Raw genomic sequence first — 24,549 nt, forward strand, 5'->3', positions numbered from 1 at the left:
GCAATTCGAAAACGATTCGAAAGTTATTCGAAGATTATTCGAGAAGTGATCGAGAAAAAGATCGGAAAAGAAGCCGGATATGACTGAAGAAAACAAAGTGAACGAAGCCGAACAGGTGCATGTGTCCGAAGGCGCGGCCACCGAGGAAAGCTCCAATTTCCAGCCCAAGATAGACACCAACCAGGCCGGCGCGTCCGAAGCCTATGGTGAAGGCTCCATCCAGATCCTCGAAGGCCTGGAAGCCGTGCGCAAACGCCCCGGCATGTACATCGGCGACACCTCCGACGGCACTGGCCTGCACCACCTGGTCTTCGAGGTGGTCGACAACTCCATCGACGAAGCCCTGGCCGGCCACTGCGACGACATCGTCGTCACCATCCACACCGACAACTCCGTCAGCGTCACCGACAACGGCCGCGGCATCCCCACCGGCATCAAGATGGACGACAAGCACGAGCCCAAACGCTCGGCCGCCGAAATCGCCCTGACCGAGCTGCACGCCGGCGGCAAGTTCAACCAGAACAGCTACAAGGTCTCCGGCGGCCTGCACGGCGTGGGCGTGAGCTGCGTCAACGCGCTCAGCAAGATGCTGCGCCTGACCATCCGCCGCGACGGCAAGGTCCATGTCATGGAGTTCTCGCGCGGCTTTGTGCAGAACCGCATTGTGGAAACCATCGACGGCGTCGACGTATCGCCCATGAAGGTCATGGACGATACCGACAAGCGCGGCACCGAAGTCCACTTCCTGCCCGACACCGAGATCTTCAAAGAGAACAACGATTTCCACTACGAAATCCTCAGCAAGCGCCTGCGCGAGCTGAGCTTCCTGAACAACGGCGTGCGCATTCGCCTGAAAGATGAGCGCACCGGCAAGGAAGACGACTTCGCCGGCGCCGGCGGCGTCAAGGGTTTTGTCGAGTTCATCAACAAGGGCAAGACCGTCCTGCACCCCAATGTGTTTGCCGCCATGGGCGACCGCCAGAGCGACCAGGGCACCAACATCGGCGTCGAAGTCGCGATGCAGTGGAACAGCGGCTACAGCGAACAGGTGCTGTGTTTCACCAACAACATTCCCCAGCGTGACGGCGGCACCCACCTGACAGGCCTGCGCGCCGCCATGACCCGCGTCATCAACAAATACATCGACGACAGCGAGCTCGCCAAAAAAGCGAAAGTCGAAGTCACCGGCGACGACATGCGCGAAGGCCTGTGCTGCGTGCTCAGCGTCAAGGTGCCCGAGCCCAAGTTCAGCAGCCAGACCAAGGACAAACTCGTTTCCAGCGAAGTGCGCGGCCCGGTCGAAGACATCGTCAGCCGTTTGCTGCACGACTACCTGCAGGAACGCCCCAACGATGCCAAGATCATCGTTGGCAAGATCATCGAAGCCGCCCGCGCCCGTGAAGCCGCCCGCAAGGCCCGCGACATGACCCGCCGCAAAGGCGTGCTCGACGGCATGGGCCTGCCCGGCAAGCTCGCCGACTGCCAGGAAAAAGACCCCGCCATGTGCGAGATCTACCTGGTCGAGGGTGACTCCGCCGGCGGCTCCGCCAAACAGGGCCGTGACCGCAAGTTCCAGGCTATCCTGCCCCTGCGCGGCAAGATCCTCAACGTCGAGAAAGCCCGCTATGAAAAGCTGCTGACCAGCAATGAAATCCTGACGCTGATCACCGCCCTGGGCACCGGCATCGGCAAGGCCGGCGGCGTCGGCGGCACGGCCGGCACCGACGACTTCAATGTCGCCAAGCTGCGCTACCACCGCATCATCATCATGACCGACGCCGACGTTGACGGCGCCCACATCCGCACCCTGCTGCTGACCTTCTTTTACCGCCAGATGCCCGAGCTCGTCGAGCGTGGCCACATCTACATCGCCCAGCCGCCGCTCTACAAAGTCAAGGCCGGCAAGGAAGAGCAGTACCTCAAGGACACGGCAGCCCTGGACGGCTTCCTGCTGCGCATTGCGCTCAAAGATGCCAGCGTCCAGGTCGGCCCCGACGAAAAATCCATCCTCACCGGCGACACCCTGGCCGAGCTCGCGCGCAAGCACCAGCTGGCCGAGTCCGTCATTGCCCGCCTGCGCGGCTTTATGGATGCCGAGGCCCTGCGCGCGATCGCCGACGGCGTGAGCCTCAACCTCGACACGGTGGCCGATGCTGAGGTCTCAGCCATCGCCCTGCAGGCCAAGCTGCGCGAACTCAACACCACCGGCACCCCCGCCGAAGTGGCCGGCGAGTTCGACACCCGCAACGACAAACCCATTTTGCGCATCAGCCGCCGCCACCACGGCAACGTCAAGAGCAGCGTCATCACCCAGGACTTTGTGCACGGCGCCGATTACGCCACCCTGGCCGAGGCGGCCGCCACCTTCCGCGGCCTGATCAGCAGCGAAGGCGCCAAAGTCATGCGCGGCGAAGGCGAGCGCCAGAAGGAAGAAAAAATCAGCGACTTCCGCCAGGCCATGGCTTGGTTGATAGGTCAGGCTGAAAACGCCACCGCCCGCCAGCGCTACAAAGGGCTGGGCGAGATGAACCCCGCCCAGCTCTGGGAAACCACCATGGACCCGACCGTGCGCCGCCTGCTGCGCGTACAGATCGACGACGCCATCGAAGCCGACCGCGTCTTCACCATGCTGATGGGCGACGAGGTCGAGCCACGCCGCGAGTTCATTGAACAGAACGCGCTGCGCGCCGCCAACATCGACGTTTAAGCCGACGATCAACCAGCCTCTTTTGAAACCCATGACTGAAGAAACCACCACGGCAGCAGCGACCACCCGTGAACGCCCGGCGCTGCCCGACCACCTCTCTACCGACGAGCGCAGCCCGCATTTCGTCAGGGCCATTTTTGAGCACGACGTCGGCATACGCTTTAACGACAAGGAGCGCTTTGACGTCGCCGAGTACTGCATCAGCGAAGGCTGGATCAAGGTTCCCGTCGGCAACAAGGTCGACCGCAAGGGCAACCCGCTGATGATCAAGCTCAAGGGCAAGGTGGAGTCGTTTTACAAATAGCCCAACCGCAGCAGCAGCGGCAGCGGCAATCAGACCCGGGCAAACACCCAGGGAAAACCGGGCCGCAAGCAACACGCACCATGAACGTCAAGCCTCTCGCAGGTGCTGAACGTCATGGTGTTTTTCTTTGCATCAGCAGCCAACCATGAGTTGCATCGCCGTCATCGACTTTGAAACCACGGGCCTGTCACCGGCCATGGGCGACCGCGCCACCGAAATCGCCATCGTGCTGGTCGATCAGGAAAGCGGCAACATCGTCGACCGCTTCCAGAGCCTCATGAACGCGGGCCGCTACATCCCGTCCTTTATCGAGAGCCTCACCGGCATCAGCAACGCCATGGTCGCCGCCGCGCCCGCGGCTGAGGCCGTCATGCGCGAAGCGAGCCGCTTTGTCGGCAAGGCCCCCATGGTGGCCCACAATGCCTCCTTTGACCGCCGCTTCTGGGAAGCTGAACTCAGCCTGGCAGCAGGGGAGAAGACAGTCAGCCAGCCCTTTGCCTGCACCATGCTGGTCGCCAGAAGGCTGTACCCCCAGGCCCCCAGCCACAAGTTAGGCGTGCTGATTGACTACCACCGCCTGCCCAAAGCTGGCCGCGCCCACAGGGCCATGGCCGATGCGGAGATGGCGGCTTCCTTGCTGGGGCAGATCCAGGATGATTTGCGTAGCCGGCATCGGGTGGCGCGGCCTGATCATGGGGTGTTGTTGGCGCTGCAGCGTTGTGCGAAGCCGGGGGTGTCGGCGTTGATGTCTAAATACGCAGGGCTTGAGCAAGCTTCAGCGTAGGCCATCCTCTTTTGCCAAGATTGACCTGACTATTCCAGCATTGAACTCGAGGCGGTCTGAACCGTGGTGTACGCGACGGTGGCAGTTTGGGCACAGGGCCGCAACATTTTCTGGCGTATCGGGCCCGTCGTCAGCAAGTCGAACTAAGTGATGGACCTCTAAAAACGGGGACCCGTCTTGAGCAGTAAATGGGGCCTGTGTTCCGCAACCTTCGCAGATTCCGTGCGCACGCAGCTTGGCATAGCGCCTGATCTGCGCACAACGCTGGTAGTACTGAACAAGGGCCAACCCGACAGGTACGGGTTGGCTTGTCGCCACCCTTAACCACTCCTGCAGTCCGTTTGGGCCCAGCCCATGTGGAAGGGTGTTCTCGTCATCTCTTGCTTCTTCGCCTTCCTCGGCAGGCACCAGACGAAAACGAACGAGGTGGTTACCGGCCCTTATTCCAGTTGCAGGGATATAAGGTTCGTGATTCGCCACGTTGAAAAGGCCACGATATCCAAACAGCTTTCCGTATCCCCCCTGTGCCGCAACTTCCTTGGCGGTCGGCTCACGAGTGGTAAACAGCAAGACAGACAACTGTCGCGAGGCCAACTTGGAGTTGGCTGAATTCGTCAGCTGCTGGTCACCATTCATGCCCTGGCCAAAGTACCACCAGCTACCGTCGGGCAAAGACTCATCGGAATAGCCGGCTTTCTTGCCATGCCGTCCACCCGATGTGCAAATGATGCATCCTGGTTCTTTTGGACCCCAAAGCACCCCTGACTGGGCCTGGCGGCTACCAACAAAATCAAGCAATCGCTGACGAGCGTACTCTTTGCCCACGGCGAATGCTTGCATATCGTTTACCTTTGTTTTAGAGCACTGTACTCACCCAGGTCGACTTGCGTGCAACATGCCAATGGGGTTCCGTACGAGGAAGCTCGCATATTAGTTAATCCACGCCAAATGACGCAACCCCAGTTTTTGATTAGAGGTTAGGGTTAGACGTTTCAATAATCTTTCTTTCATACGGGGCTTTCGTTGCCAGTGGTGACCCGGCTCGCTAAGCTTTTCCTCCAATCAACAAGGAACAAGCAATGGCAGACACCCCCAATCTCCCCCCCAGCATCATGTCCCACGTCTCCGTGGGCACCAACGATTACGAGCGCGCCAAGGCCTTCTACACGGCCGTGCTGGCCACGCTGGAGATCAAGGTGATGATGGAGCACCCGGGGGCTGTGGCCTTTGGGCGGGCGTTTCCGGAGTTCTGGGTGGGCGTGCCGCATGACGGGGGCAGGGCTGTTGTGGGCAATGGCTCGCACTTTGGTTTTCTGGCGGTGTCCAGGGCCCAGGTCGATGCGTTTTATGCCAAGGCGCTGGAGATGGGCGGCCAGGGTGATGGCGCGCCTGGCCCGCGTGACCTGTATGGGCCGCAGTATTACGGGGCCTTTGTGCGCGACCTGGATGGCCACAAGATTGAGGCCATGTTTTGGGACGAGGCGGCCGGGGGTTCAGCCGGCTGAGTCGCCTTGTCGTGCGGGGGTACAGGGCGCTGTCTGACACGCGCGGCGTTTGGGGGTTTCCAGAATGGTGATTACGCGGGTGAGGTGGCCGGCTGCTTGCACAAGTGCCGGGCCAACACCTTCACCTTGTTTCAAACCACCTGACCAGGAGACCTCCATGCCCAAAAGATCCGGCAAGAACGCGAGCAAGCAGCCCACCCCCGCCGGCGATGCCGGCGTGCAAGACAACACCACGAATCCCAAAGCCTCGGGCCACGGCGGCAAGGTTGAGAACGACTTCAACCAGGTGGGCGAGCAAAAGCCCACGCAGCGCAACGAAGGCCAGCGCACGGCCAACAGCCGCAGCGACCGGGAGTCGCATGTGGGCGGCAGCAACCAGCTGCAGTCGCGCCGCGGCAGGGCCTAGCCCGCCCCCAGGCCGGCAAGTAAAGATGGCGGCCGCCGGGCCGCGCCGGATGGGGATTGGCGCAATTTGATACATAGCGCAACCTGGCGGACGCACAGGCCTAAGCTGCGCGGCGCAGCATCGAGGGCTTGTTGTAGTTATTGCCGAGGCAAGCCATGAAGAAAATCGCCGACTTTTTGTTCCGCCCGCGTTATTTGCGCGCCATCCCCTCGCTGGTGGTGTTGACCACCGCCATGGCCTGGGGTGTGGCGCCGGACCCGGATGTGATGGACACGGTGCAAAAAGCGGAGAAGCGCGCGGGTGTGAGCCTGTCGCTCAACCATGCGGCCGTGGGCAGCAGCCCCGATGATGCAGCGCCGGGCAAGCCTGCGCAGAGCTAGGCTGCCTTGGTCCCCTAAGGCTTTGCCGCGATCACCCAGCGGGTGATCTTGCCGACCACGTCGGCCTCCAGCCCGTTAAAGCCGTGGTAGGCCATGGCCTCGCAGGGGTCGCCGCGGCTCTGGCCGCCGCTCACGCTGATGAGTTCGGCTTTGGGCGTTTTGGCGAGCTTCTCCATCAACATCGGCATGTCGCTGAAAGCGCAGACCTTGCAGCCGTCTTGTTCGTGATGCACCACGAGCACGGGGATGGCGAGTTTTTCCAGCGGCATTTTGGGCACGGCGCGGCCCTTGGGATCGGTCAGGATGGTGGAGGTCAGCACCAGGCCGTCGGGGCCGCCCTGGGCCGGTGTGGCCTCGGTGGCGACGTAGGCGGCCGACTGGGTGCCGCGGCTGGTGCCGACCAGCCATACGGGCACGGGGGATTGCTGTTTCAGCCATGCGATAAGGGCCAGCACGTCGGCGCGGTGTTCCGGCGTTTGCCGGTTGCCGGAGAGGTAGGGCGGCGACTGTTTGTCGGAAGGCGCGTCGATGACGGCGACGGCCAGGCCCGCATCGGCGAACTGCTGGCGCGTGCGCACCAGGAAGTTACCGCCGCCCCCGCCGAAGCCGCCCGCCTCGTTGATCTGCAGGCCGCCATGGCCGCCGGCCATCAGGATGACGGAGGCCTTGGGCGCGCCCGATGAGGGGGCGATATAGACAAAGCGCTGGGTGACGCCGGGGCGGGTGGGGATGTCGACCACACGCGGCGCTGCCGCGCCTTGCGCCAAAGCCGGCCGGCCGGCCAGGAGGGTGCACAGGCCCAGCAACAGGCCGGCGGCGAGGGCCCGTAAGGGCGCGTGTAAGGGGGCTTTGCGTGGCATGAATGGGGCTTTCAGTGCACGGGGGTGCCCAATATAGCCGCTGCGGCGCGGCCCGCCAGCCGGGTTTGCACGCAGTGAGGGCGCTTCCTACAATGGCGTGATGATGAACCCCGCCATGCCCCACTCAAGCGCCGCCAGCCCTTCCGTACAAGCCGCCCTGCTGGCCGGCGAGCCCGAACGCGCCGCCTACCGCGACTACGCCCAGCCCGGCATGGACAGGGTGCGCAACTTTTACCGCAACAACCACCAGCACCAGACGCTGGACTTTGTGCGGGCCAAAAAAGCCCAGTGGCTGGGTTTTTCGCAGCGCGAGATGACGCCCTGGGCGGCGCTGGAATTTTTGAACACCCTGGTCGACGAGTCCGACCCGGACATCGAGCTGCCGCAGATCAGCCACCTGCTGCAGACGGCCGAAGCGATACGCGCCGACGGCCACCCCGACTGGTTTGTGCTGACGGGTTTTATCCACGACCTGGGCAAGGTACTGTGCCTGTTCGGCGAGCCGCAATGGGCGGTGGTGGGCGACACCTTCCCGGTGGGCTGCCGTTTTTCGGAACGCATTGTGTACCCGGAGTACTTCGCGCTGAACCCCGACAGCGCCGATGCGCGCTACAACAGCGAGAACGGCATCTACACCCCCGGCTGCGGGCTGGACGCGGTGCACATGTCATGGGGCCATGACGAATATCTGTACCAGCTGATGAAGCCCTACCTGCCGCTGCCGGCGCTGTACATGATTCGCTACCACTCGTTTTATGCGTGGCACCGGGAAGGGGAGTATGGGCATTTGACCGATGCCCAGGATAGGGCGCACCTGGCGTGGGTGCAGAAGTTCAACCCCTACGACCTTTATTCGAAGAATGAGCGGCCGCCGGTGCTGGCGGAGCTCAAGCCTTATTACGAGGACTTGATGGCGAAGTATTTGCCGGCGCAGCTCAAGCTGTAGTTGGGTTTGAATTTATCCGCAGATTTACGCAGATTTACGCAGATTTCAGACAGGTGCCGCTTGAGCACGACGCGTCTGTACCTGATTCACTTGTCTCCATACACAGGCCATCCAGCTGGTTCTGGATGCTTTTCATTGGTATTCATCTGCGAAATCTGCGTAAATCTGCGGATAAAAAAATCCGGCCTCACTTCTTATCCGGCAACTCGATCTTCACCTCCAGCACATCAAGGTTGTCTTGCCGCTCCAGATGCAGCTTGATGTGGTCCGGATTGATGGGAATGTATTTGGCGATCACCGCGATCAGGTCGCGTTGCAGTGCCGGCAGGTAGTCGGGCTTGGGGCTGCGGCCGGTGCGCTCATGCGCCAGGATGATCTGCAGCCTTTCCTTGGCGACACTCGCGGTTTTTTTCTTTTCGCCGAGCAGGAAGGACAGGAAGGACGCCATCGTTTACTTCCCCCCGAACCAGCGCTTGAACAGCCCCGGCTTTTGCGCGTCGATAAAACGCATGGGCTTGTCCTTGTCGCCGAGGAAGCGGTCGACCACGTCCTTGTAGGCTTCGGAAACATCGCTTCCGTTCATGTGCACGGCCGGCACGCCCTGGTTGGAGGCCTGTAGCACGGACTCGGACTCGGGGATCACGCCTATGAGCTTGATGCGCAAAATATCCTGGATGTCTTCCAGTGAAAGCATCTGGCCCTGGTCGACGCGGCCGGGGTTGTAGCGGGTGATCAAGAGGTGTTCCTTGATGGGGTCGCCGCCGGCGATCGCGCGCTGGGTCTTGCTGGAGAGCATGCCCAGGATGCGGTCGGAGTCGCGCACTGAGGACACCTCGGGGTTGGTGACCACCAGGGCCTCGTCGGCAAAATGCATGGCCATCAGGGCGCCGGTCTCGATGCCGGCGGGGGAGTCGCAGACGATGTATTCAAAGTCCATCTCGCCCAGGTCTTTGAGCACCTTCTCGACGCCGCTTTTGGTCAGCGCGTCCTTGTCGCGGGTTTGCGAGGCGGCCAGCACGAACAGGTTGTGGCATTGCTTGTCTTTGATCAAGGCCTGGTTCAGCGTGGCTTCGCCCTGGATGACGTTGATGAGGTCGTAGACCACGCGGCGTTCGCAGCCCATGATGAGGTCCAGGTTGCGCAGGCCGACGTCGAAGTCGATGACGGCGGTTTTATGGCCGCGCAGCGCCAGGCCGGTGGCAAAGCTGGCGCTGGTGGTGGTTTTGCCCACGCCGCCCTTGCCGGAGGTGACCACAATGATTTTTGCCATGCTTGAATTTCCTTGGAAACGGGAGAAGAGAGAAATAAGGAGAGGGACTGACGCGCTTGGCTAAGCAGCCATTACGTTCATGACCAGCTTGTCGCCTTCATCGCCAGGCACCAGCCGCACCTGGGTTGGCTTGCCGGCCATGCCGGGCGGCAGCGGGTGTTCGCTGGTGCGGTAGACGCCGGCAATCGACAGCAGTTCGGCCTCGAGCGCCAGCGAGAAGATGCGCGCCTCGGTGTTGCCGCGGGCGCCGGCCATGGCCTTGCCGCGCAGTGGCGCATAGACATGGATGTGGCCGTCGGCAATGACTTCGGCGCCGGCGTTGACCATGGCCAGCACCACCAGGTCGCGGCCGCGCGCATAGACCTGCTGGCCGGAGCGCAGCGGCTTGTCGACGACCAGGGCGCCCAGTGATGGGGCGGGCACCGGGGCAACGGGGGCAACAGGTGCGGGCGCGGGCGGCGTTGTGACCGTGGGCCGGGGCGCCACCAGGTGCGCATCGGGCACGGGCAACAGGCCGGCCTGCAGCGCCGCGGCCATTTGCGCGGGGCTGCCGCCCTTGGCCGTGAGGGGCACCAGCTGGTAGCTGCCCAGCAGGCTGATGAGGGCGGGAAAGTCGATGTCGCCGGCCGCTTCGGGCAAGGGCGAGAGGTCGACCATCAGCGCATCCTGGTCGAAGAAGTCGGGAATGTCGCCGAAGCGCGCTTCGAGTTCACGTGCCAGGGCGACGAGGTCGGTGGACTTGAGCAGCAAGGCCACCAGGGGCAGGTTGGCGCTTTTGATTTCAAAGGTGGCGGGAGTGGTGGCCTGGAGGGCGACGGTCATAGGCGCATGGGCAGAGGAAGCCGGCTGGCGGAGCGGCAAAAGAAAAGATGGCCGAGGGTAGCGCGCGAAGTGCTGGATTCAGCCGCACGCTTTGTCGCACTTGTGAGCGCATGAAACGCTTGTCGGCCGTGTGCACGGCCTTGGTGCGCCCCGGCCGTCCGTCGCAAAAAGCCGCGCCGGCATTGAATGCATGCGGCTCACACCCATATGCTGTGCTCATTACCGGAACCCTGTTCATGAACTTCCTGCCGCTGGCGCTTGTAACCGCGCTGCTCCATGTTTACATTGGCGCACGCCTTGTTCCCGGGCTGCAGGCCCTTCCCCTGGTCCAGTGGCTGCTCATCATCGGCCTGGTACTGTCCGCGCTGCTAATGCCGCTGGGCCTGATGGCCGGGCGCGTGGCCAGGCAGCCCCTGGCGGATGTGCTGACCTGGGTGGGGCTGCTGTTCATGGGTTTGTTCTCGTCCCTGTTTGTGTTGACGCTGGCGCGCGATGCGGGTTTGCTGCTGCTGTGGGGGGCCGACCTGCTGGCGCCCGGCCAGTTGCCGCTGGCCTGGCTGCGCATCGCCTCGGCCGAAGCCGTGCCGCTGCTGGGCGTGCTGGTCACCGTGCTGGGTTTCCTGAATGCGCGGCGCACCGCGGCCGTGGTGAAGGTGGACGTGCCCATCAAGGGCCTGCCGCCCGCGCTGCAGGGCTTTACCCTGGCGCAGATCAGCGACATCCACGTCGGGCCGACCATCAAGCACGCCTATTTGCGTCGCATCGTCGACAAGGTCAATGCGCTGGACGCCGACGTGGTGGCGATCACCGGCGACCTGGTGGACGGCAAGGTCAGCGAACTCTCGGCCCACACCGCGCCGCTGGCCGACCTGAAGTCGCGCCACGGCACCTACTTTGTGACCGGCAACCACGAGTACTACTCGGGCGCGCACGCCTGGGTGGACGAGCTGCGCCGCCTGGGCCTGACGGTGTTGCTGAACCAGCATGTGGTGATCCGCCGGCCTGGCGAAGGCAGCGGCAAGCCGCTGGTGCTGGCCGGGGTGACGGACTACAGCGCCGGCCACTTCGACCCGGCCCACCGCAGCGACCCCGAAGCGGCCTTGCAAGGCGCACCGCTGAATGCCGTGCGCGTGCTGCTGGCCCACCAGCCGCGCAGCGCGGCTGCGGCGGCCAAGGCGGGTTTTGATTTACAGCTCTCGGGCCATACGCATGGCGGGCAGTTCTACCCGTGGAACCTGTTTGTGCGCTTGCAGCAGCCATTTACGGCGGGTTTGCACAAGCTGCAGAACCTGTGGGTTTATACGAGCCGGGGGACGGGTTATTGGGGGCCGCCCAAGCGCTTTGGGGCGCCGTCGGAGATCACCGCCCTGAGGCTGGTGGCGGCCTAGGGCCGGCCGTCATTCGCATCCCGTTTGACAAATCCCAAGCCGGGCCGGAAAACCCGGGACTATCATCCGCGGATGTTCATCGAAACCCTGGGTGCCGCGCGCGACATGGCGCGCCTGGCGGAAATCACCGGTGTGCTGATCCGCCACGGCTTTGGCGACAGCGTGCGGCGGCTGGGCCTGGCCGACAAGCTGGAGCGCGCGGGCCACGCGCTGCACTGGAACAATGTGGCCGACCTTGCCCGCATCGGCCCGCCCGAACAGGTGCGCCTGGCCATGGAAGAGCTGGGCCCCACCTTCGTCAAGCTCGGGCAGGTGCTCGCCGGCCGCGCCGACCTCTTCGGCCCCGAATGGATCACCGAATTCGAAAAGCTGCACAGCCAGGTGCCGCCCGTGCCCCTGGCGCTGCTGCTGCCCCAGCTGCGCGAAGACCTGGGCGGCGAGCCCGAAACCGTCTTTGCCCGCTTCGACACCACGCCGCTGGCCGCCGCCTCCATCGCCCAGGTGCACGGCGCGCAGCTCCATGACGGCACACAGGTCGTCGTCAAGATCCGCCGCCCGGGCATCACCGAGGTCATAGAAGCCGACCTGCGCCTGATGGAACGGCTGGCCGCGCTGGCCGAGGCCGAGTTGCCCGCCCTCAAGCCCTACCGCCTCAAGCAACTGGTGCGCGAGCTCGCGAAGTCGCTGCGCCGTGAACTCGACCTGGCCGCCGAATGCCGCCATGCTGAACGCATCGCCGCCAACATGGCGGCCCTGCCCTACATCGTGATTCCGCGCGTGCACTGGGCCCACACCGGCCTGCGCGTCAATGTGCAGGACCTGGTGGACGGCGTGCCCGGCAGCGCGCTGGACCGGCTCACGCCCGAGGCTGGTTACGACCGCGGCGAACTCGCGCGCCGCGGTGCCCGCGCCGTGCTGAAAATGATTGTGGAGGACGGCATCTTCCACGCCGACCCGCACCCCGGCAATGTGTTTTACCTGCCCGGCAACCGCATCGCCTTCATCGACTTCGGCATGGTCGGGCGGCTGACCGAGCGGCGGCGCGAAGAGCTGCTGCAACTGCTGCTGGGCCTGGTCGAGCGCCAGCCGCAGGCGGTGGCCGACGTGCTGCTTGACTGGACCGGCGACGAGCACGGCGTCAACCTGTCCCAGCTCGAGACCGAAATCGAGTCCTTTGTCGACCAGTACCACGGCACGCCCCTGGCCCAGCTCAGCCTGGGGCAAATGCTGTCCGACGTCACCGCCATCCTGCGCGAGCACCACCTGGGCCTGCCCTCCGACCTGGCGCTGCTGATCAAGGCCTTCATCTCGCTGGAAGGCATGGGCCGCGGGCTGGACCCGGACTTCCACATGGCCACCGAGGCCGCGCCCCTGCTGCGCCAGGTGGTGCGCGCGCGCTACCAGCCCCGGGCCCTGGCCACCCGCGGCTGGCAAACCCTCAGCCGCACCCTGGCACTGGCCGGCCAGCTGCCGCACGACCTGTCGCGCCTGCTGCGCAACGCGCGCCGCGGCCGCGTGCAGGTGGCGATAGAGCTGGCCCACCTCAAACGTGTGGGCGACCAGCTGGACCGCGCCGCCAACCGCCTGGCCATGGCGCTGGTGATCGCCGCGCTCATCATCGGTTCGTCCATCGTCATGACCGTCAAAGGCGGCCCCACGCTGTTCGGCCTGCCCGCCTTCGGTTTCCTGGGTTTTACCGGCGCCATGGCCGGCGGCGTGTGGCTGGTGCGGGCGATCTGGCGCAGCAGCCGGGCCAGCAATGGGGAGGGGCAGGATTGAGGGGCGCTCCCCTCTTGAACCACCCCCGCCACACCATGACCCTAGCCCCATGCCCCAAACCCACGTCCTGCGCCTGACGCCAGGTGAAGACCTGCGCTTGGCCCTGGCCAAAGCCTTTGCCGATCTGCAAGCCGGGCAGAACACCACCGCAGCCTGCATCATCTCCGCCGTGGGCAGCCTGTCCCGCGCGGTGCTGCGCTATGCGGACCAGCCCGAGGGCACGCTGCTGGCCGAGCCGCTGGAGCTGGTCACGCTGTCGGGCACGCTGAGCGCCGACGGCGTCCACCTGCATGCCAGCGTGGCGACGGCGTGCGGCGAGATGCGCGGCGGCCATGTGATGCCGGGCTGCGTGGTGCGGACCACGGCGGAGATCGTGCTGGCGCCTTTGCCGGGCTGGGTGTTCACGCGTGAGCAGGATGCGCAAACAGGTTTCAAGGAGCTGGTGGCAAAGCCTGTAGGCCGGGCCTGACGGCGCGGCCGGCATTCCGGCCATGGCTTGGGGCTTTGATCGGCGTACAGTGAAAGGCAACAAGCCCCGCAAAGCCCCGCAACGTCCGTCAATGCGGCTTGAAGGAGTCATGGCCATGCGAAAAATTCACCCCCTCCCCCTCCCCCTCGTGCTTGGCACCGTGCTGGCCTTGTTGGCGGGGCCCGGGCTGCGGGCGCAAACCACAGCGCCAACCACCGCGCCAACCACCGCGGCGCCCGCGGCGGAGCCGGGCGCTGTGCAAAAGCCCGCCATGCCTTTGAAGAACCCGCTGAACCGCAACCCGGCGCGCCGCGTGCTGCCGCCGGACAACTCGGTTCCACCACCGGACCCGCGCGACTCGACCTCGCGGCCCACACTGCCGCCTGTCAGCAGCGATGGCCGCGATACGGTACTGCCCCCGCCGGCGGCGGCGGCATCGGACGCGCGCAGGCCTTAGGAGCCCCAGGCTTCTGGTGGTTTTTGCCGTTTAGAGGGACAGCGACTGGCTGCCGGCCCGGCCGGGGCTTGGTGCGCGGGGCGCGTGGGCTTTGCGGCCTGTCGGGCTACGTCCCCTGCGGTAGCGCTGCGGCGCTGCCTGCTTTTGCAGCAGGCGCCGCCTGGCGAGGCGCGCGGGGTGAAAGACCTGCTCGTAGTACGCCAGCCATTGCTGCTCGCCGGCATCCAGGGCGGGCGCATCCTGCGGGTCGGCGGCTGGGCCGAAGCGCAGCGCGGCCAGGCCTTCGCCCGGCGGTTTTGCGTCCGCCGCAAAGTCCTGCGGGCCCAGGTAGTCGGACTCGACGCTGCCCCCGGGCGTGAGGATGGCCCAGCGCATCAGGGAAAAGCGTTTGGCGAACGTGGGCGCCACGGCTTCAACAATATGGTGTTCAGGCTCGTACCAGGCGACGTGCAGCGGCCCGGCAAGAGGCCTGGCCCTGAAGCTGTCGTCCTGCACCGAGCGAAAACGCAGCTGGGCTTTCATTTTGCGGATGTCCTCGCGCACCTCGTCGGCCATCCGGCGGGCCTCTTCCATGTCGGCGTCCTGCGGTGTGTGGCGCAGTTCGGGTTCGTGCACCAGGCGCCAGAGCAGGCGATAGAGCAGCTGGAAGCGCTGCGGGTTGCGGTGCAGCACGGCGGCCTGGCACAGCGCGAGGAATTCGGGCGGCACGCTGACGGCGGGCGCGTCGCTGAAGGCCGGGCTGTGCGCGCTGCCGGCGGCCTGCGGGGCCTGGGGTGTTTGCAGGGGCGCGTCGCCGCATTGCCAGTGGACCTGCGCGGGCAGGATGTTCTGCGCCAGCAGGCCGCGCGCGGCACGGCGAAAGCCTTCAAAGTCCGTCTGGCCGTGCAGCGCAACAGGCAGCGCGGCCTGGGGAAAGAGGTCGGTCGTCAGCAGGTCATTCATCACGCCCATGCAATACATCCTTTCTGCTTCACGGTCTGACTTCATGGTGCCGCCGCGGGTTCAGGCGCGCTTGTAGGCAAAGAAGCCGACTTCCCGGGTGCGGGCGGCGCATCGCCGGGAAAGAGAAAACCAAAAACACTGTATCAATATACAGTAGTTTGGGTTCATGGGCACAGAGCTTGGGCCCAAAACCCTGGCGGCGTGTGGCTTTGGCGCCTAAGAACCTGTTTACGGCCCGCGCCGCTCAGCGCGCGGCGGGGTGGGCGTTTCGCGGGGGCTGGGCCGCTCTGGCCGCCCGGGCCAGTTTTCTGGCATGGGCTTCCATCACCGCGTAGACGGCGGTGGCAATGCCCAGCGGCGCCACGTAATAGATCAGCCGGTAGGCCACCAGGGCGGCGAGCAGCTCGGCCTGCGGCATCAGGTGCGAGAGCAGGGCGACAAACACCGCCTCCAGCACGCCCAGGCCGGCGGGGATGTGGGTGATGACGCCGGCCACCGCCGCCAGCAGCAGCACGCTGGCGACGGCGGAGAACTCGATGCGGTGCTGCAGCAGGATGAACAGGATGCCCGACATGACCAGCCAGTTGCCGGCGCCCATCAGCAGCTGCAGCACCGCCAGCCGCGGTGAAGGCAGCTCTATGGTGTGGCCGCGCAGCTCGTAGTGGCGCCGGCGCGTGAAGGCGCAGATGCCCAGGTAGGCCGCGGCCGCCGCCAGCAGCGCCAGGCCGGCCAGGCGCAGGTGGACCGGGGTGACGGGCCAGCCGGCCGGCAAGGTGGGCGGGTGCAGGCTGAACACCAGGCCGGCCAGCAGCACATACCCCATCCAGTTGGCCAGCATGCTGATGGACATGACGCGGGTGATGGCGCCGGGCTTGAGGCCCAGGCGCGAATACAGGCGAAAGCGGAAGGCCACGCCGCCGACCAGCGAGCCGAGGTTGAGGTTGAAGGCATAGCTGGTGAAGGTCACCAGCATCACGGTGGAGGCGCTGAGCTTGTGGTGCGTGTAGTGCCGGCCCAGCAGGTCAAAGCAGCTGTACAGCGTGAAGCTGGCCGCGGCCAGGGCCACGGCGCCCCAGGCGGCGCTGAGCGGGTAGTCCTCCAGCGAGCTGAGCACCTCGCCCCATTCAATGCTGCGGGCCTGCGACACCAGCAGGGCGGCCACCAGCGCAAAGAACAGGGCGGTGGTGCCGCGCCTGAGCCAGGGCCACCAGGGGCGGCCGCGCAAGGGGCTGCGCGCAAGGGTCTGGCTGCCGCTTGAAGCCATCAGGCGCTCACACGGGTTTGGCCTGGCTCACCGGCTCGGGATCGCGGCCGGTGGGGCCGGCGGAGTTGGGAAGGCCCTGGCCGGCGGGTGTGATGCGCGGCGTGTGCGCGGGCAGCCAGCCGGCCCAGGCCGGGTAGCGGCGCAGCAGGTGGAACACAAAGTAGCTGCGCACGGTGCGCCACCAGCTGGGTTCCACCAGGCTGTCATGGGTCACCTGTTTGCAGTTGTTGCGGATCAGGGCCTCCAGCCGCGCGCCCAGCTCGCTGTTGAAGGCCTGGTCGCGTATGACGACGTTGGCCTCCAGGTTCAGCGAGAGGCTGAGCGGGTCCAGGTTGCTGGAGCCCACAGTGGCCCAGTCGTCGTCGATGACGGCCACCTTGCCGTGCAGCGGCCGCTCGCAGTATTCGTAGATGCGCACGCCGGCGTCCAGCAGGTGGTGGTAGAGCATGCTGGCGGCGGTCTTGACGATGGCCATGTCGGGTTCGCCCTGCAGGATCAGGCGCACGTCCACGCCGCGCCGCGCGGCGTGGCGCATCTCCCTGAGCAGCCGGTAGCCGGGGAAGAAGTAGGCATTGGCGATGACCACGCGCTTGCGCGCCATGCGCAGCGCCGCGCGGTAGTGGCGCTCGATGTCGTTGGTGTGCTTGCGGTTGTCGCGGGTGACAAAAAGCGCGGAGGCCTCGCCCACCGGCGCGGGAATGCTGTCGCCGCGCCAGGCGCCGGCCAGTGAACGCGCGCGGTCGGAAAAGCGCTCGCGCAGGCCCGCGGGCGGCTCGGCGCCGGCATTGCGCTGGCCGGCGGCCAGGGCGCGGCGCACAAAGCCGTGGATGTCGGCGACGATGGGGCCTTCGATCTCGACGGCATAGTCCTGCTTGGCCAGCGGACCGAAGTCGGCCAGGTGGTCGGCCGAGTAGTTGATGCCGCCCACGAAGGCGCGCTCGCCGTCGACCACCACGATCTTGCGGTGCATGCGGCGAAACAGGTTGGTGCGCCAGCCCCAGAGCCTGGGGCCCGGGTCGAACACATGCACGCGCACGCCGGCGCGCGTGAGGGTGGAGATGAATTCGGGCGACAGGTCGGGCGAGCCGTAGCCGTCTATGGTCATGTCGACCTGCACGCCGCGCCGCGCGGCCTGGTGCAGGGCCGCGTGCAGCTCTTCGCCGACCTTGTCCTCAAACAGGATGAAGGTCTCCAGCACGACTTCATGCCTGGCGGCGGCGATGCACTCGAACACGCGCGGGAAGAACTCCTCGCCGTTCTCAAGCAGGTGGAACTGGTTGCCGCTCACCCACCTCGACATTGCTAGAGCTCGATTTCTGCCGCTAGTGGCGCGTGGTCCGATAAATGCGACCAGGGCCGCAGCGGCAGCACCACGGGCGCATGGCCGATGGCGTTGCGCACATAGATGCGGTCCAGGCGCAGCAGGGGCAGGCGGGCGGGAAAGGTCCTGGCGGCCTTGCCGTTGGCCTGCACAAAGACTTCGTGCAGTTCGGCGCCTTTTTCAAGCCGCGCATGGGCGCGGTGGCGCCAGTCGTTGAAGTCGCCGGCCACCACCACGGGGGCGTGCGGCGGAATGTCCTGGCGCACCAGCTCGCAGAGCATGTCCATCTGCTGCTCGCGGTGCGTTTCCATGAGGCCCAGGTGCACGCAGACGGCGTGCACGTTGACGCTGCGGCCGGGGATCTGCAGCTCGCAATGCAGCAGGCCGCGGCGCTCGGGGCCGCTGATGGAGACGTCGCGGTTTTCAAAACGCACGATGGGAAATTTCGACAGCACCGCGTTGCCGTGGTGGCCGTTGGTGTAGACGGCGTTGCGGCCGTAGGCGAACTGCGGCCAGATGGTGTCGGCCAGGAATTCGTAGTGCGGCGTGTCGGGGTAGTTGTCGAACTTGTCGGCGTGCTTGACGTGGTTGCCCGTCACTTCCTGCAGGAACACCACGTCCGCGCCCACGCTGCGCACCGCCTCGCGCAACTCGGGCAGGATGAATTTGCGGTTGAAGAAGGTAAAGCCCTTGTGGATGTTGACCGTGAGCACCTTGAAGGAAAACGAGGACTCGGGGCTCACGGCCGCCAGCGCGGTCTGGGTGTCGGCCTCGACGGCGGCCATGTCGACGCGTGTGCCGGCTTTGGGCGGCGCGACGGGCACGGCGACGGACAGCGCGTCGGGCGCGCGGCGGCGGGAGGAGTCGGACGGAAGATTTTGCATAAGGCAGTCGGGGAAACGCGCAGGAGTGCGGCAGGCAGGGGGGCGGTCACCCGGACAGCCATTGTGGCCCCGCGCGTCTTTTCCCAGGTGTAGGACAGAAACTTATTTGTACACGAGCCTGGCTGACCCTTTCCTGTGAACAGGTTCACGAAAAGGGCCGCAACCACACGCCGCGGGCGCAGTGTCCTACATGGCGCGGCGGGCCTCTCCGGCAGGCCCGCCGCGGCCCGGCCCCTAAATTGAAATCAGCCCCGTTACATCAGGGCCTGTTTATTCAATGCGCCTTATCCAATGGGGCCAACCGAAGAGGAAATCACCATGACGAAAATTTCAATGAAATCCATTCCCGCAGCGGCTGCGATTGTTTCCGCCTTGTTGCTGGGCGCCCAGGTCCAGGCCCAGACGCCGACCGATACCACGACGCCGCCCGGAAGCACGAAGGCCAAGGACCAGAACGCTGCGGCCCCTGCGGGCGGTGTGGCCAAGACGCCTGAAGCACGCACGGCCGCCAAGGCCGACCGTGCGGCAGCCAAGGCCGCCAAGCGCGAGAAACGCGCGGCCAAACGCGCGCAGAACTCCGCCGCGCGTGACGCCGCCGCCACCTCGACCGGCGGCGCGCAAGGCCCTGCGAAAGGCGACACCCATTAAGAAGACCGGCCAATCCGTTTGGGGCGAAGTGGTGATCCACGACTCCAGGCGGTGTGGGCAGGCCGCAGCGGTTTTCGTTGCGGCCCTGTCGGATGGGTTGCCATGTTGAGCAAACCCATCGTTTTTGAAGGAGACTGAAATGTCCAAGTTCTTGATTCGTTCGATTCCCGGCGCCGTGGCGCTGACCCTGGCGGCCGCGCTGGCCGCCCCCGGCGCTTTCGCGCAAAGCCTGGGAGTCGGCGTGGGTGTGGGCGCTGGTGCCGGTGTGAGTGGCAACAGGGCCGCCGGCAATGCCGGGGCCGGCCTGGGTGTGAACCTGGGTGTCAATGCCGGCCAGAACGCCAATATTGATGCGGCCACCCGCGCAAATGCGGGCGGTGGCGGCGACAGCGGCACCGGTGCGGCCGTCGGCCGTGTGGGCACCGCTGCCGGCGTCGGCGCGGGCGCCAATGTCTCAGGCGCGGCCCAAGGCGCCGGCGAGCTGAGCGGCCGGGCCACGGGCGCGGTGGATGACACCGCACGCGCCACAGGCCGGGCCGTGGCCCGCACGGGCAGCGCCGTGAAGAGCGGCGCCAAGCGCACTTACAACGGTGTGAGCAGCGGTGTGGGCAATGCCGCGGGCAGCCTCCAGGGCGGCGTGCAGGGCAGTGTCCAGGGCGGTGCGGCCGTCAGCGGCGGCACCCACTAAAGGCTGAAGTTCGCCGCCCGTTCGCGGGCGGTTGGCTCAGATCCCCAAAGCCGGGCGCGGGCATGTCCCGCGGCCCGGCTTTTTCCTGTCTTTTATTTGGGCCGGGGCGGCCGCAGATTTTTGCCGGGCTCGGGCAGTGTTCCCGCCCGCAAGGCCTTGACCGCGCCGGCCACCGCGCTGGCCACGTTGCGCACTTCGGCCAGCACGGCCTTGTCGGCGTCCAGCGTGTCGTGGCTGGTGGCATAGGGCTCGTAGTAGCCGATGTAGCGGTCCAGCCGGGCCAGGCTGCCGGCGTCCACCAGGCCCATCCAGTCCAGCCAGTCGCTGAGGCCGCGCCGCACGCCTTCGATGCCGGCGACATCGCCGTGCACCACCAGGCCATAGGCGCGGCCGGCCAGGTGTTTGGGATAGTCCCAGCCTTTCATCTCGAGCGCCTTGGCTTCTTCCGGCTTTTTGCCGTGGGTGCTGGTGGGGTCGGGGTTGCCGCCGTCGGCGCAGACCAGGCGGTCCATCATGAGCTTGAGCGGGCTGGGCGACTGGTACCAGTACACCGGCGTGAGGATGATGACGCCGTGCGCGGCCGTCCAGCGTTCATAAATCTCGGCCATCCAGTCGCCGGTCTGCCCCAGCGCATGGTTGGGGTAGCAGCTGCAGGGCCAGTGACACAGCGGCATGGCGGTGGAGACGCAGCCCTTGCAGGGGTGGATGTTCAGGCGGTAGCCGGACGTGAGCAGGCTCAGGTCCAGCACATCGGCCTGCATGCCCGCGCCTTCCAGCGTGGTTCTGGCGGTGTTGAGCAGCCGCCAGGTCTTGGAGATCTCGCCGGGGCAGGTGCCGTCATTGCGGGCCGAGCCGCAGATCAGCAGCACGCGGGGCGGCGTGGCGGGATTTTCCCATTCGGCCTGCGCTTTCTGCAGGCGCGCGCGGGTTTGCAGCCACTCGGTCGACAGCTGGTAATCAGGGTCGGCAAAGCCCGCGCCGGCCTTGCGCGTATGCGGCGCCTTGCGGCCTTCCTGGTAGGCATCCCAGGCCAGCGCCGCCAGGCGCGCGAGGGCCGGGTCTTCGGCGCGAAAAGCCGGGTCCACAAAGGACTGCATGAAGCGTTCGTGGAATGCCTCGCGCGACAGAACGGGCGGCGCCTGGCCTTTGCGGACTGGGGTCATCGAGCCAGTTTAGTGAGGCCGCGCGGCGCGAAAGCCGGCATTCGATGCCGTCCTACGCGGGCTTTGGGCGGTGTCCGTCGGGTTTCAAAGGTGCACAAAAAAGCCCGCACCGGGCTGCGGTGCGGGCTTGGTGCGGAGGCCGGCTTAGCCCTTTTGCGGGCCGGGGCCGCCGTGCTCGCGGTGGCCGCCGCGCATGCCGTGCTTCTTGTGCTCGGCATCAAAGGTTTTTTGCTGCTCGGGGCTCAGCACGGCGTAGAAGGCCTTGGTGGCTTCACCGCGCTTGTCCATGGCGGCGTTCATCTCGGCCATGTGCTGGGTGCGCATTTCTTTCATCTTGTCGATGCGCTGGGGCGTGGTCAGCTTGTCGAACTCGGCGCGCTGCTCGGGCGTGGGGCGGGGGCCGTGCGCGGGCGGCTGCATGGCGGCCGTGTAGCTGGTCCATGCACCTTCCTGGGCCGGGGTGAGCTTGAGCTTGGCCTTGAGTTCGGCCTGGCGCTTGGCGATCATGGCCTGCATCTTGGCGGGGTCATGGCGGCCCATGCGCTCGCCGTGCGCGCCTGCGGGAGGCGGCGATCCGGCCGGGGGGGCGGGAGGCGTTTGCGCCATGGCGCCGGCGCCCACCGTTGCCAGCAGGCCGGCCAGGACAAGGCTGTTGAGGGAAGCGGAGGGCTTGAATGCGAATTTCATGGGGACTTCCTTTCGAAGAGAAGATGCCTGAAAAATCCGCTGCCGTGACATACGGCTTTTGGCTTCAGGTTGAAGGCAAGTGTGGCGGCACTCTGTATCCCCGCCGTTGCCCGAGCAATGAGGGCTTGTAAAGTTTCTTGAATACTCACCCCTATCGGCACTCACTTCGTGTAGTGCCTTTTCCCCTTGCAGGGGACAGGCGCCTTGCGGCCGGCGAAGCCGGACCGCGGCCCCTGCATGCATGCAGCCAAGCCCCGCCGCGCGCCGCGCTGCCACTGCGGCTCACTGCCGGCGTCAGGCCGTGCCGTGCAGCAGGGTTTCGAACAAATCCTCGCCGCCCATCTGCCCGCCCTTGAGCATGATCTCCAGGCCGTCGAGCGTGGCTTCGTCGCTGTGCAGGCGGCACAGGGCCACGCCGGGCGCGAGCTGGGCGGCATAGGACAGGCCCCAGGCCTTGAGTGCCTGCACGGCCAGGCTGGAGGTGTCGCCGCCGGCAATGCCCAGGCGGCGCAGGGGCACGGCCCGCAGCACGCGCGCGAGCAGGGCGCCGCTGGCCTGGGCCAGTGCGCGGCCGTCTACGGCGGCGCCGTTCGGTGCAGGCCCCGGCGCCGACGTGCAGGCCAGCACGTGGCGGCCCTGGGCCAGCAGCGATACGATCCGTTCCGACATCTGCCGTGCGTAGGCCGCGTCGCCGCTGAGGCGGGCGGCGTCGAGGACCACTTGCCGGTAGGAACTTGCGCCCTGGACCTGCCGCGCCGTCACGGGCGACAGGCTGCCGGCCAGCACCAGCACCGGGCCTGTCGCCGCGGCGATGCGGGGCGGCCCCACTTCGCCGCCGGCCTGCCGCCAATGCGCGGCCAGGGCCTGCACCACGCTGCTGGGCCCCGCGGCGAGCAGGCGTTGTTGTTGCGCGTGTTGCCAGATGAGCCGGCCCACGGTGGCCAGGTGGCCTTCATGGGCGACGTCCAGCAGCACCGCGTCGGGCTTGCGGGCCAGCAGGCCGGCGAGCTGGCTGTCCAGCGCTTCGGCGTCCTGCGCGTAGTCGGGGTAGTCCATGCCGGCGACCTGCGCCAGGCCCTGGGCGGCCAGGTGGCGTCGCAGGTCGGCCTCGTGCATGGGCGTGATGGGATGCCGGCTCATGGTTGGGTGGCGATCGAGCCGGTGCATGGACACGCCGGCGCCGGCGAACAGGTTGCCGAACACGCAGTAGCGCCTCAGGTTGGGCTGGCCGCCGACGATGGGCACAAAAGGATTGCCGGCATGCGGCTGCAGGATGCGCAGGGCCGCGCCTATGCTGCCGACTTCGGGAGCGCTGTCAAAGGTCGAGCAGGTCTTGTAGTGCATGACGGGCGCGCCCAGGCGCGCGAACAGCCGGCCCACGGGTTCGAGCTCGGTGCGCATTTCTTCGGGGCCCATGGCGCGGGCGGCGCCGGCGATGCCCAGGCAGTCCAGAGGGCCGGCGCGTGCGAGTTGCGCATCCGTGGGCAGGCCGAGGAAGAGCAGGCTGCGCAGGCCGGTGCGCGCGGCCGTGGCCAATGTGTCGGTGGCGCCCGTAAAGTCGTCGCCGTAATAGGCGATCTTCAAAGTGCCTTCGTGCGCGGCCATGCGTTTACTTGCCGAAAAAGGCCAGCGCCGCCGCGAGTTCGGGCGCGCCGCGCGCATGCTCGGCCAGCGCCACGCCGGCGCGCGCGGCTTCCCATGCCTGGCGAATGCTGGCCACGCCGGCCGCGGGGCCGCCCGGGTGGGCGAGTATGCCGCCGCCGGACATGAACAGCAGGTCGTCGCTTTTCACCGCGGCCCAGGTAGCGGGTACGGTGCCGGCCCACTGGCCCGACGAGAAGGCCGGCATGACGCGGTCGTCAAAGCCGCCGGTCAGCGGCGTATAGCAGTCCTGCGCGGACTCGATCACTTCCTCATCGGCTTGCGAGAACTTGCCCTGCAGGCCGTGCACATGCATGTGGTCCACGCCGGCCAGGCGCCACAGCGTCTGGTAGGCCTGGAAGGACATGCCGAGCAGCGGGTGCCGCGACAGCGCGCCGTAGCCGTTGCGGTGGCCGTGGATGGCCAGGTCGGTGTGGCGGCGCAAGGTCTGCATGCCCGAATGGCCGCACCAGTTGAGGCTGGCCATCACGCAGCTGCCGCCTTCGCGCTCGACCAGGTCGGCGTGGCGTTTCATCGCATCGGTTTCGTCGGTGATGTTGAAGGCCACCATGACGTGCTTGCCGGTGCGCTGCTGGTGATCCCGCACCACGGCCATCACGGCCGGCACGCGTTCGCGCAGCGGCGCATGGGTGGGGTTGGCGCAGACTTCGTCGTCCTTGATGAAGTCCACACCGGCCGCGCACAGGCGCGCCACGAGCTCGGCGGTCTGTGCCGCGCTGAAGCCGACATTGGGTTTGATGATGGTGCCGACCAGCGCGCCGCCGGCCACGCCCGTGGCTTTGCGTGTGCCGGCGATGCCGACGCGCGGCATGTCGAAGAAGGCGCGGTAGCCGGCGGGCAGCTTGAGGCTTTCCAGGCGCAGGCCGCTGGCTTCGCCGAGGTCGTAAAGGTTGCCCGACACGGTGGCCGCCAGCGTCGGCAGATTGGTGCCCACGTTGGCGACCGGAAAGGAGATGCGCACGCGCGCGCGGCGCCAGGGGCCCGTGTGGCCCTTGCGTTCCAGCAATGCGTTGGGCAGGCTGGGCGTGTTGACGGACTCCAGCTCGTCGATATGCTCGACGGTGGCGCGCGCGCGCAGGCGCAACTCGTCGGTTTCGCCTTCGACGCGCGTGAAGGTGCCGCAGGACTGTTCCCCCGCCATGACCTCGGCGACCTGCGCGGGTGCCAGCGGGGTTTCGATCAGGTAGGTGGCTTCAAAGCGGTCGGCTTGCAT

At 66.3% G+C, this 24,549-nt stretch carries 26 protein-coding genes; 13 read left to right on the plus strand and 13 right to left on the minus strand.

Annotation, left to right across the window (positions count from 1 at the left end; genetic code table 11):
- Positions 1-79 precede the first annotated feature (79 nt).
- From gyrB to PMI15_RS01050, 3 genes are all read left to right on the plus strand, one after another.
- Positions 80-2,707, plus strand: coding sequence for a DNA topoisomerase (ATP-hydrolyzing) subunit B (gyrB, locus tag PMI15_RS01040; protein ID WP_007862715.1), 2,628 nt, complete (start codon positions 80-82; stop codon positions 2,705-2,707).
- A gap of 31 nt (positions 2,708-2,738) precedes the next feature.
- Entirely contained in the window at positions 2,739-3,011 is a 273-nt protein-coding gene (locus PMI15_RS01045; protein WP_007862716.1) for a DUF3297 family protein, read from the plus strand.
- A gap of 145 nt (positions 3,012-3,156) precedes the next feature.
- Positions 3,157-3,795 (plus strand): PolC-type DNA polymerase III, encoded by a 639-nt coding sequence (locus PMI15_RS01050; RefSeq protein ID WP_007862717.1) that lies wholly within the window; start codon positions 3,157-3,159, stop codon positions 3,793-3,795.
- On the opposite strand, the gene PMI15_RS24220 is transcribed toward PMI15_RS01050, so the two are convergent.
- Complete coding sequence (locus PMI15_RS24220; protein WP_007862718.1) at positions 3,787-4,635, minus strand: HNH endonuclease signature motif containing protein; 849 nt, start codon at positions 4,633-4,635, stop codon at positions 3,787-3,789. The two genes, PMI15_RS01050 and PMI15_RS24220, sit on opposite strands and share 9 nt — an antisense overlap.
- Before the next feature lie 239 nt (positions 4,636-4,874).
- Here PMI15_RS24220 and PMI15_RS01060 point away from each other — a divergent pair, with 239 nt between their 5' ends.
- The 3 genes from PMI15_RS01060 to PMI15_RS01070 all read left to right on the plus strand — a co-directional run bounded on the left by PMI15_RS01060 (position 4,875) and on the right by PMI15_RS01070 (position 6,086).
- The gene (locus PMI15_RS01060; protein WP_007862719.1) at positions 4,875-5,300 is read left to right on the plus strand and encodes a VOC family protein; all 426 of its coding nucleotides are present in this window, start codon (positions 4,875-4,877) and stop codon (positions 5,298-5,300) included.
- Positions 5,301-5,457: 157 nt separating this feature from the next.
- On the plus strand, positions 5,458-5,706 hold the full coding sequence (locus PMI15_RS01065) for a hypothetical protein (protein WP_007862720.1): 249 nt from the start codon (positions 5,458-5,460) through the stop codon (positions 5,704-5,706).
- A 155-nt stretch (positions 5,707-5,861) separates the two neighbouring features.
- Positions 5,862-6,086, plus strand: a complete 225-nt coding sequence (locus PMI15_RS01070; protein WP_007862721.1) for a hypothetical protein — start codon at positions 5,862-5,864, stop codon at positions 6,084-6,086.
- A gap of 14 nt (positions 6,087-6,100) precedes the next feature.
- Here the strand turns inward: PMI15_RS01070 and PMI15_RS01075 are convergent, their stop codons facing one another.
- Complete coding sequence (locus tag PMI15_RS01075) at positions 6,101-6,946, minus strand: alpha/beta hydrolase (RefSeq protein WP_007862723.1); 846 nt, start codon at positions 6,944-6,946, stop codon at positions 6,101-6,103.
- Positions 6,947-7,061: 115 nt separating this feature from the next.
- Here PMI15_RS01075 and PMI15_RS01080 point away from each other — a divergent pair, with 115 nt between their 5' ends.
- Positions 7,062-7,892 carry an inositol oxygenase gene (locus tag PMI15_RS01080; protein ID WP_202948878.1) on the plus strand — a complete coding sequence of 277 codons (831 nt, stop codon included), beginning with the start codon at positions 7,062-7,064 and terminating at the stop codon, positions 7,890-7,892.
- Between the two features lie 187 nt (positions 7,893-8,079).
- Here the strand turns inward: PMI15_RS01080 and minE are convergent, their stop codons facing one another.
- From minE to minC, 3 genes are read right to left on the minus strand one after another with little or no spacing between them, the layout of a single operon-like run.
- Complete coding sequence (minE, locus tag PMI15_RS01085) at positions 8,080-8,340, minus strand: cell division topological specificity factor MinE (RefSeq protein ID WP_007862727.1); 261 nt, start codon at positions 8,338-8,340, stop codon at positions 8,080-8,082.
- 3 nt (positions 8,341-8,343) lie between these two features.
- Positions 8,344-9,162, minus strand: a complete 819-nt coding sequence (gene minD / locus PMI15_RS01090) for a septum site-determining protein MinD (protein ID WP_007862728.1) — start codon at positions 9,160-9,162, stop codon at positions 8,344-8,346.
- Positions 9,163-9,222: 60 nt separating this feature from the next.
- Positions 9,223-9,984, minus strand: a complete 762-nt coding sequence (minC, locus tag PMI15_RS01095) for a septum site-determining protein MinC (RefSeq protein WP_007862729.1) — start codon at positions 9,982-9,984, stop codon at positions 9,223-9,225.
- Between the two features lie 236 nt (positions 9,985-10,220).
- On the opposite strand from minC, the gene PMI15_RS01100 reads away from it, so the two are divergent.
- The 4 genes from PMI15_RS01100 to PMI15_RS24600 all read left to right on the plus strand — a co-directional run bounded on the left by PMI15_RS01100 (position 10,221) and on the right by PMI15_RS24600 (position 14,077).
- Complete coding sequence (locus PMI15_RS01100; RefSeq protein WP_007862730.1) at positions 10,221-11,372, plus strand: metallophosphoesterase; 1,152 nt, start codon at positions 10,221-10,223, stop codon at positions 11,370-11,372.
- A gap of 72 nt (positions 11,373-11,444) precedes the next feature.
- A complete protein-coding gene (locus PMI15_RS01105) occupies positions 11,445-13,151 on the plus strand; it encodes an AarF/ABC1/UbiB kinase family protein (protein WP_007862731.1) in 1,707 nt (568 codons plus the stop codon).
- A gap of 49 nt (positions 13,152-13,200) precedes the next feature.
- Complete coding sequence (locus PMI15_RS01110; protein ID WP_007862732.1) at positions 13,201-13,620, plus strand: PPC domain-containing DNA-binding protein; 420 nt, start codon at positions 13,201-13,203, stop codon at positions 13,618-13,620.
- A 271-nt stretch (positions 13,621-13,891) separates the two neighbouring features.
- The gene (locus PMI15_RS24600; RefSeq protein ID WP_157214486.1) at positions 13,892-14,077 is read left to right on the plus strand and encodes a hypothetical protein; all 186 of its coding nucleotides are present in this window, start codon (positions 13,892-13,894) and stop codon (positions 14,075-14,077) included.
- A gap of 30 nt (positions 14,078-14,107) precedes the next feature.
- Here the strand turns inward: PMI15_RS24600 and PMI15_RS01120 are convergent, their stop codons facing one another.
- The 4 genes from PMI15_RS01120 to PMI15_RS01135 all read right to left on the minus strand — a co-directional run bounded on the left by PMI15_RS01120 (position 14,108) and on the right by PMI15_RS01135 (position 18,389).
- A complete protein-coding gene (locus PMI15_RS01120) occupies positions 14,108-15,028 on the minus strand; it encodes a TIGR03915 family putative DNA repair protein (RefSeq protein ID WP_007862735.1) in 921 nt (306 codons plus the stop codon).
- Positions 15,029-15,263: 235 nt separating this feature from the next.
- Positions 15,264-16,283 carry a lysylphosphatidylglycerol synthase domain-containing protein gene (locus tag PMI15_RS01125; RefSeq protein ID WP_007862737.1) on the minus strand — a complete coding sequence of 340 codons (1,020 nt, stop codon included), beginning with the start codon at positions 16,281-16,283 and terminating at the stop codon, positions 15,264-15,266.
- A gap of 7 nt (positions 16,284-16,290) precedes the next feature.
- Positions 16,291-17,583, minus strand: a complete 1,293-nt coding sequence (gene clsB / locus PMI15_RS01130; RefSeq protein ID WP_007862739.1) for a cardiolipin synthase ClsB — start codon at positions 17,581-17,583, stop codon at positions 16,291-16,293.
- Positions 17,584-17,585: 2 nt separating this feature from the next.
- Positions 17,586-18,389 (minus strand): endonuclease/exonuclease/phosphatase family protein, encoded by an 804-nt coding sequence (locus tag PMI15_RS01135; protein ID WP_036837051.1) that lies wholly within the window; start codon positions 18,387-18,389, stop codon positions 17,586-17,588.
- Between the two features lie 417 nt (positions 18,390-18,806).
- Here PMI15_RS01135 and PMI15_RS01140 point away from each other — a divergent pair, with 417 nt between their 5' ends.
- Complete coding sequence (locus tag PMI15_RS01140; RefSeq protein ID WP_007862743.1) at positions 18,807-19,136, plus strand: hypothetical protein; 330 nt, start codon at positions 18,807-18,809, stop codon at positions 19,134-19,136.
- A gap of 139 nt (positions 19,137-19,275) precedes the next feature.
- The gene (locus PMI15_RS23865; protein WP_007862744.1) at positions 19,276-19,824 is read left to right on the plus strand and encodes a hypothetical protein; all 549 of its coding nucleotides are present in this window, start codon (positions 19,276-19,278) and stop codon (positions 19,822-19,824) included.
- Positions 19,825-19,916: 92 nt separating this feature from the next.
- On the opposite strand, the gene PMI15_RS01150 is transcribed toward PMI15_RS23865, so the two are convergent.
- From PMI15_RS01150 to PMI15_RS01165, 4 genes are all read right to left on the minus strand, one after another.
- Complete coding sequence (locus PMI15_RS01150) at positions 19,917-20,987, minus strand: flavodoxin family protein (protein WP_007862745.1); 1,071 nt, start codon at positions 20,985-20,987, stop codon at positions 19,917-19,919.
- A 144-nt stretch (positions 20,988-21,131) separates the two neighbouring features.
- The gene (locus tag PMI15_RS01155; RefSeq protein WP_007862746.1) at positions 21,132-21,674 is read right to left on the minus strand and encodes a Spy/CpxP family protein refolding chaperone; all 543 of its coding nucleotides are present in this window, start codon (positions 21,672-21,674) and stop codon (positions 21,132-21,134) included.
- A gap of 294 nt (positions 21,675-21,968) precedes the next feature.
- Positions 21,969-23,279: a four-carbon acid sugar kinase family protein gene (locus PMI15_RS01160; protein WP_007862747.1), complete on the minus strand. Its 1,311-nt coding sequence runs from the start codon at positions 23,277-23,279 to the stop codon at positions 21,969-21,971.
- A 4-nt stretch (positions 23,280-23,283) separates the two neighbouring features.
- The gene (locus tag PMI15_RS01165) at positions 23,284-24,549 is read right to left on the minus strand and encodes a ribulose-bisphosphate carboxylase large subunit family protein (protein ID WP_007862749.1); all 1,266 of its coding nucleotides are present in this window, start codon (positions 24,547-24,549) and stop codon (positions 23,284-23,286) included.

This window comes from Polaromonas sp. CF318 (assembly GCF_000282655.1).
GTDB lineage: Bacteria > Pseudomonadota > Gammaproteobacteria > Burkholderiales > Burkholderiaceae_C > Polaromonas.

What these genes read in the sequence shown, in the direction of transcription:
- gyrB (WP_007862715.1), top strand. Translation starts at nt 80, where the DNA reads ATGACTGAAGAAAACAAAGTGAACGAAGCCGAACAGGTGCATGTGTCC.
- PMI15_RS01045 (WP_007862716.1), top strand. Translation starts at nt 2,739, where the DNA reads ATGACTGAAGAAACCACCACGGCAGCAGCGACCACCCGTGAACGCCCG.
- PMI15_RS01050 (WP_007862717.1), top strand. Translation starts at nt 3,157, where the DNA reads ATGAGTTGCATCGCCGTCATCGACTTTGAAACCACGGGCCTGTCACCG.
- PMI15_RS24220 (WP_007862718.1), bottom strand. Translation starts at nt 4,635, where the DNA reads ATGCAAGCATTCGCCGTGGGCAAAGAGTACGCTCGTCAGCGATTGCTT.
- PMI15_RS01060 (WP_007862719.1), top strand. Translation starts at nt 4,875, where the DNA reads ATGGCAGACACCCCCAATCTCCCCCCCAGCATCATGTCCCACGTCTCC.
- PMI15_RS01065 (WP_007862720.1), top strand. Translation starts at nt 5,458, where the DNA reads ATGCCCAAAAGATCCGGCAAGAACGCGAGCAAGCAGCCCACCCCCGCC.
- PMI15_RS01070 (WP_007862721.1), top strand. Translation starts at nt 5,862, where the DNA reads ATGAAGAAAATCGCCGACTTTTTGTTCCGCCCGCGTTATTTGCGCGCC.
- PMI15_RS01075 (WP_007862723.1), bottom strand. Translation starts at nt 6,946, where the DNA reads ATGCCACGCAAAGCCCCCTTACACGCGCCCTTACGGGCCCTCGCCGCC.
- PMI15_RS01080 (WP_202948878.1), top strand. Translation starts at nt 7,062, where the DNA reads ATGCCCCACTCAAGCGCCGCCAGCCCTTCCGTACAAGCCGCCCTGCTG.
- minE (WP_007862727.1), bottom strand. Translation starts at nt 8,340, where the DNA reads ATGGCGTCCTTCCTGTCCTTCCTGCTCGGCGAAAAGAAAAAAACCGCG.
- minD (WP_007862728.1), bottom strand. Translation starts at nt 9,162, where the DNA reads ATGGCAAAAATCATTGTGGTCACCTCCGGCAAGGGCGGCGTGGGCAAA.
- minC (WP_007862729.1), bottom strand. Translation starts at nt 9,984, where the DNA reads ATGACCGTCGCCCTCCAGGCCACCACTCCCGCCACCTTTGAAATCAAA.
- PMI15_RS01100 (WP_007862730.1), top strand. Translation starts at nt 10,221, where the DNA reads ATGAACTTCCTGCCGCTGGCGCTTGTAACCGCGCTGCTCCATGTTTAC.
- PMI15_RS01105 (WP_007862731.1), top strand. Translation starts at nt 11,445, where the DNA reads ATGTTCATCGAAACCCTGGGTGCCGCGCGCGACATGGCGCGCCTGGCG.
- PMI15_RS01110 (WP_007862732.1), top strand. Translation starts at nt 13,201, where the DNA reads ATGCCCCAAACCCACGTCCTGCGCCTGACGCCAGGTGAAGACCTGCGC.
- PMI15_RS24600 (WP_157214486.1), top strand. Translation starts at nt 13,892, where the DNA reads ATGCCTTTGAAGAACCCGCTGAACCGCAACCCGGCGCGCCGCGTGCTG.
- PMI15_RS01120 (WP_007862735.1), bottom strand. Translation starts at nt 15,028, where the DNA reads ATGGGCGTGATGAATGACCTGCTGACGACCGACCTCTTTCCCCAGGCC.
- PMI15_RS01125 (WP_007862737.1), bottom strand. Translation starts at nt 16,283, where the DNA reads ATGGCTTCAAGCGGCAGCCAGACCCTTGCGCGCAGCCCCTTGCGCGGC.
- clsB (WP_007862739.1), bottom strand. Translation starts at nt 17,583, where the DNA reads ATGTCGAGGTGGGTGAGCGGCAACCAGTTCCACCTGCTTGAGAACGGC.
- PMI15_RS01135 (WP_036837051.1), bottom strand. Translation starts at nt 18,389, where the DNA reads ATGGCCGCCGTCGAGGCCGACACCCAGACCGCGCTGGCGGCCGTGAGC.
- PMI15_RS01140 (WP_007862743.1), top strand. Translation starts at nt 18,807, where the DNA reads ATGACGAAAATTTCAATGAAATCCATTCCCGCAGCGGCTGCGATTGTT.
- PMI15_RS23865 (WP_007862744.1), top strand. Translation starts at nt 19,276, where the DNA reads ATGTCCAAGTTCTTGATTCGTTCGATTCCCGGCGCCGTGGCGCTGACC.
- PMI15_RS01150 (WP_007862745.1), bottom strand. Translation starts at nt 20,987, where the DNA reads ATGACCCCAGTCCGCAAAGGCCAGGCGCCGCCCGTTCTGTCGCGCGAG.
- PMI15_RS01155 (WP_007862746.1), bottom strand. Translation starts at nt 21,674, where the DNA reads ATGAAATTCGCATTCAAGCCCTCCGCTTCCCTCAACAGCCTTGTCCTG.
- PMI15_RS01160 (WP_007862747.1), bottom strand. Translation starts at nt 23,279, where the DNA reads ATGGCCGCGCACGAAGGCACTTTGAAGATCGCCTATTACGGCGACGAC.
- PMI15_RS01165 (WP_007862749.1), bottom strand. Translation starts at nt 24,549, where the DNA reads ATGCAAGCCGACCGCTTTGAAGCCACCTACCTGATCGAAACCCCGCTG.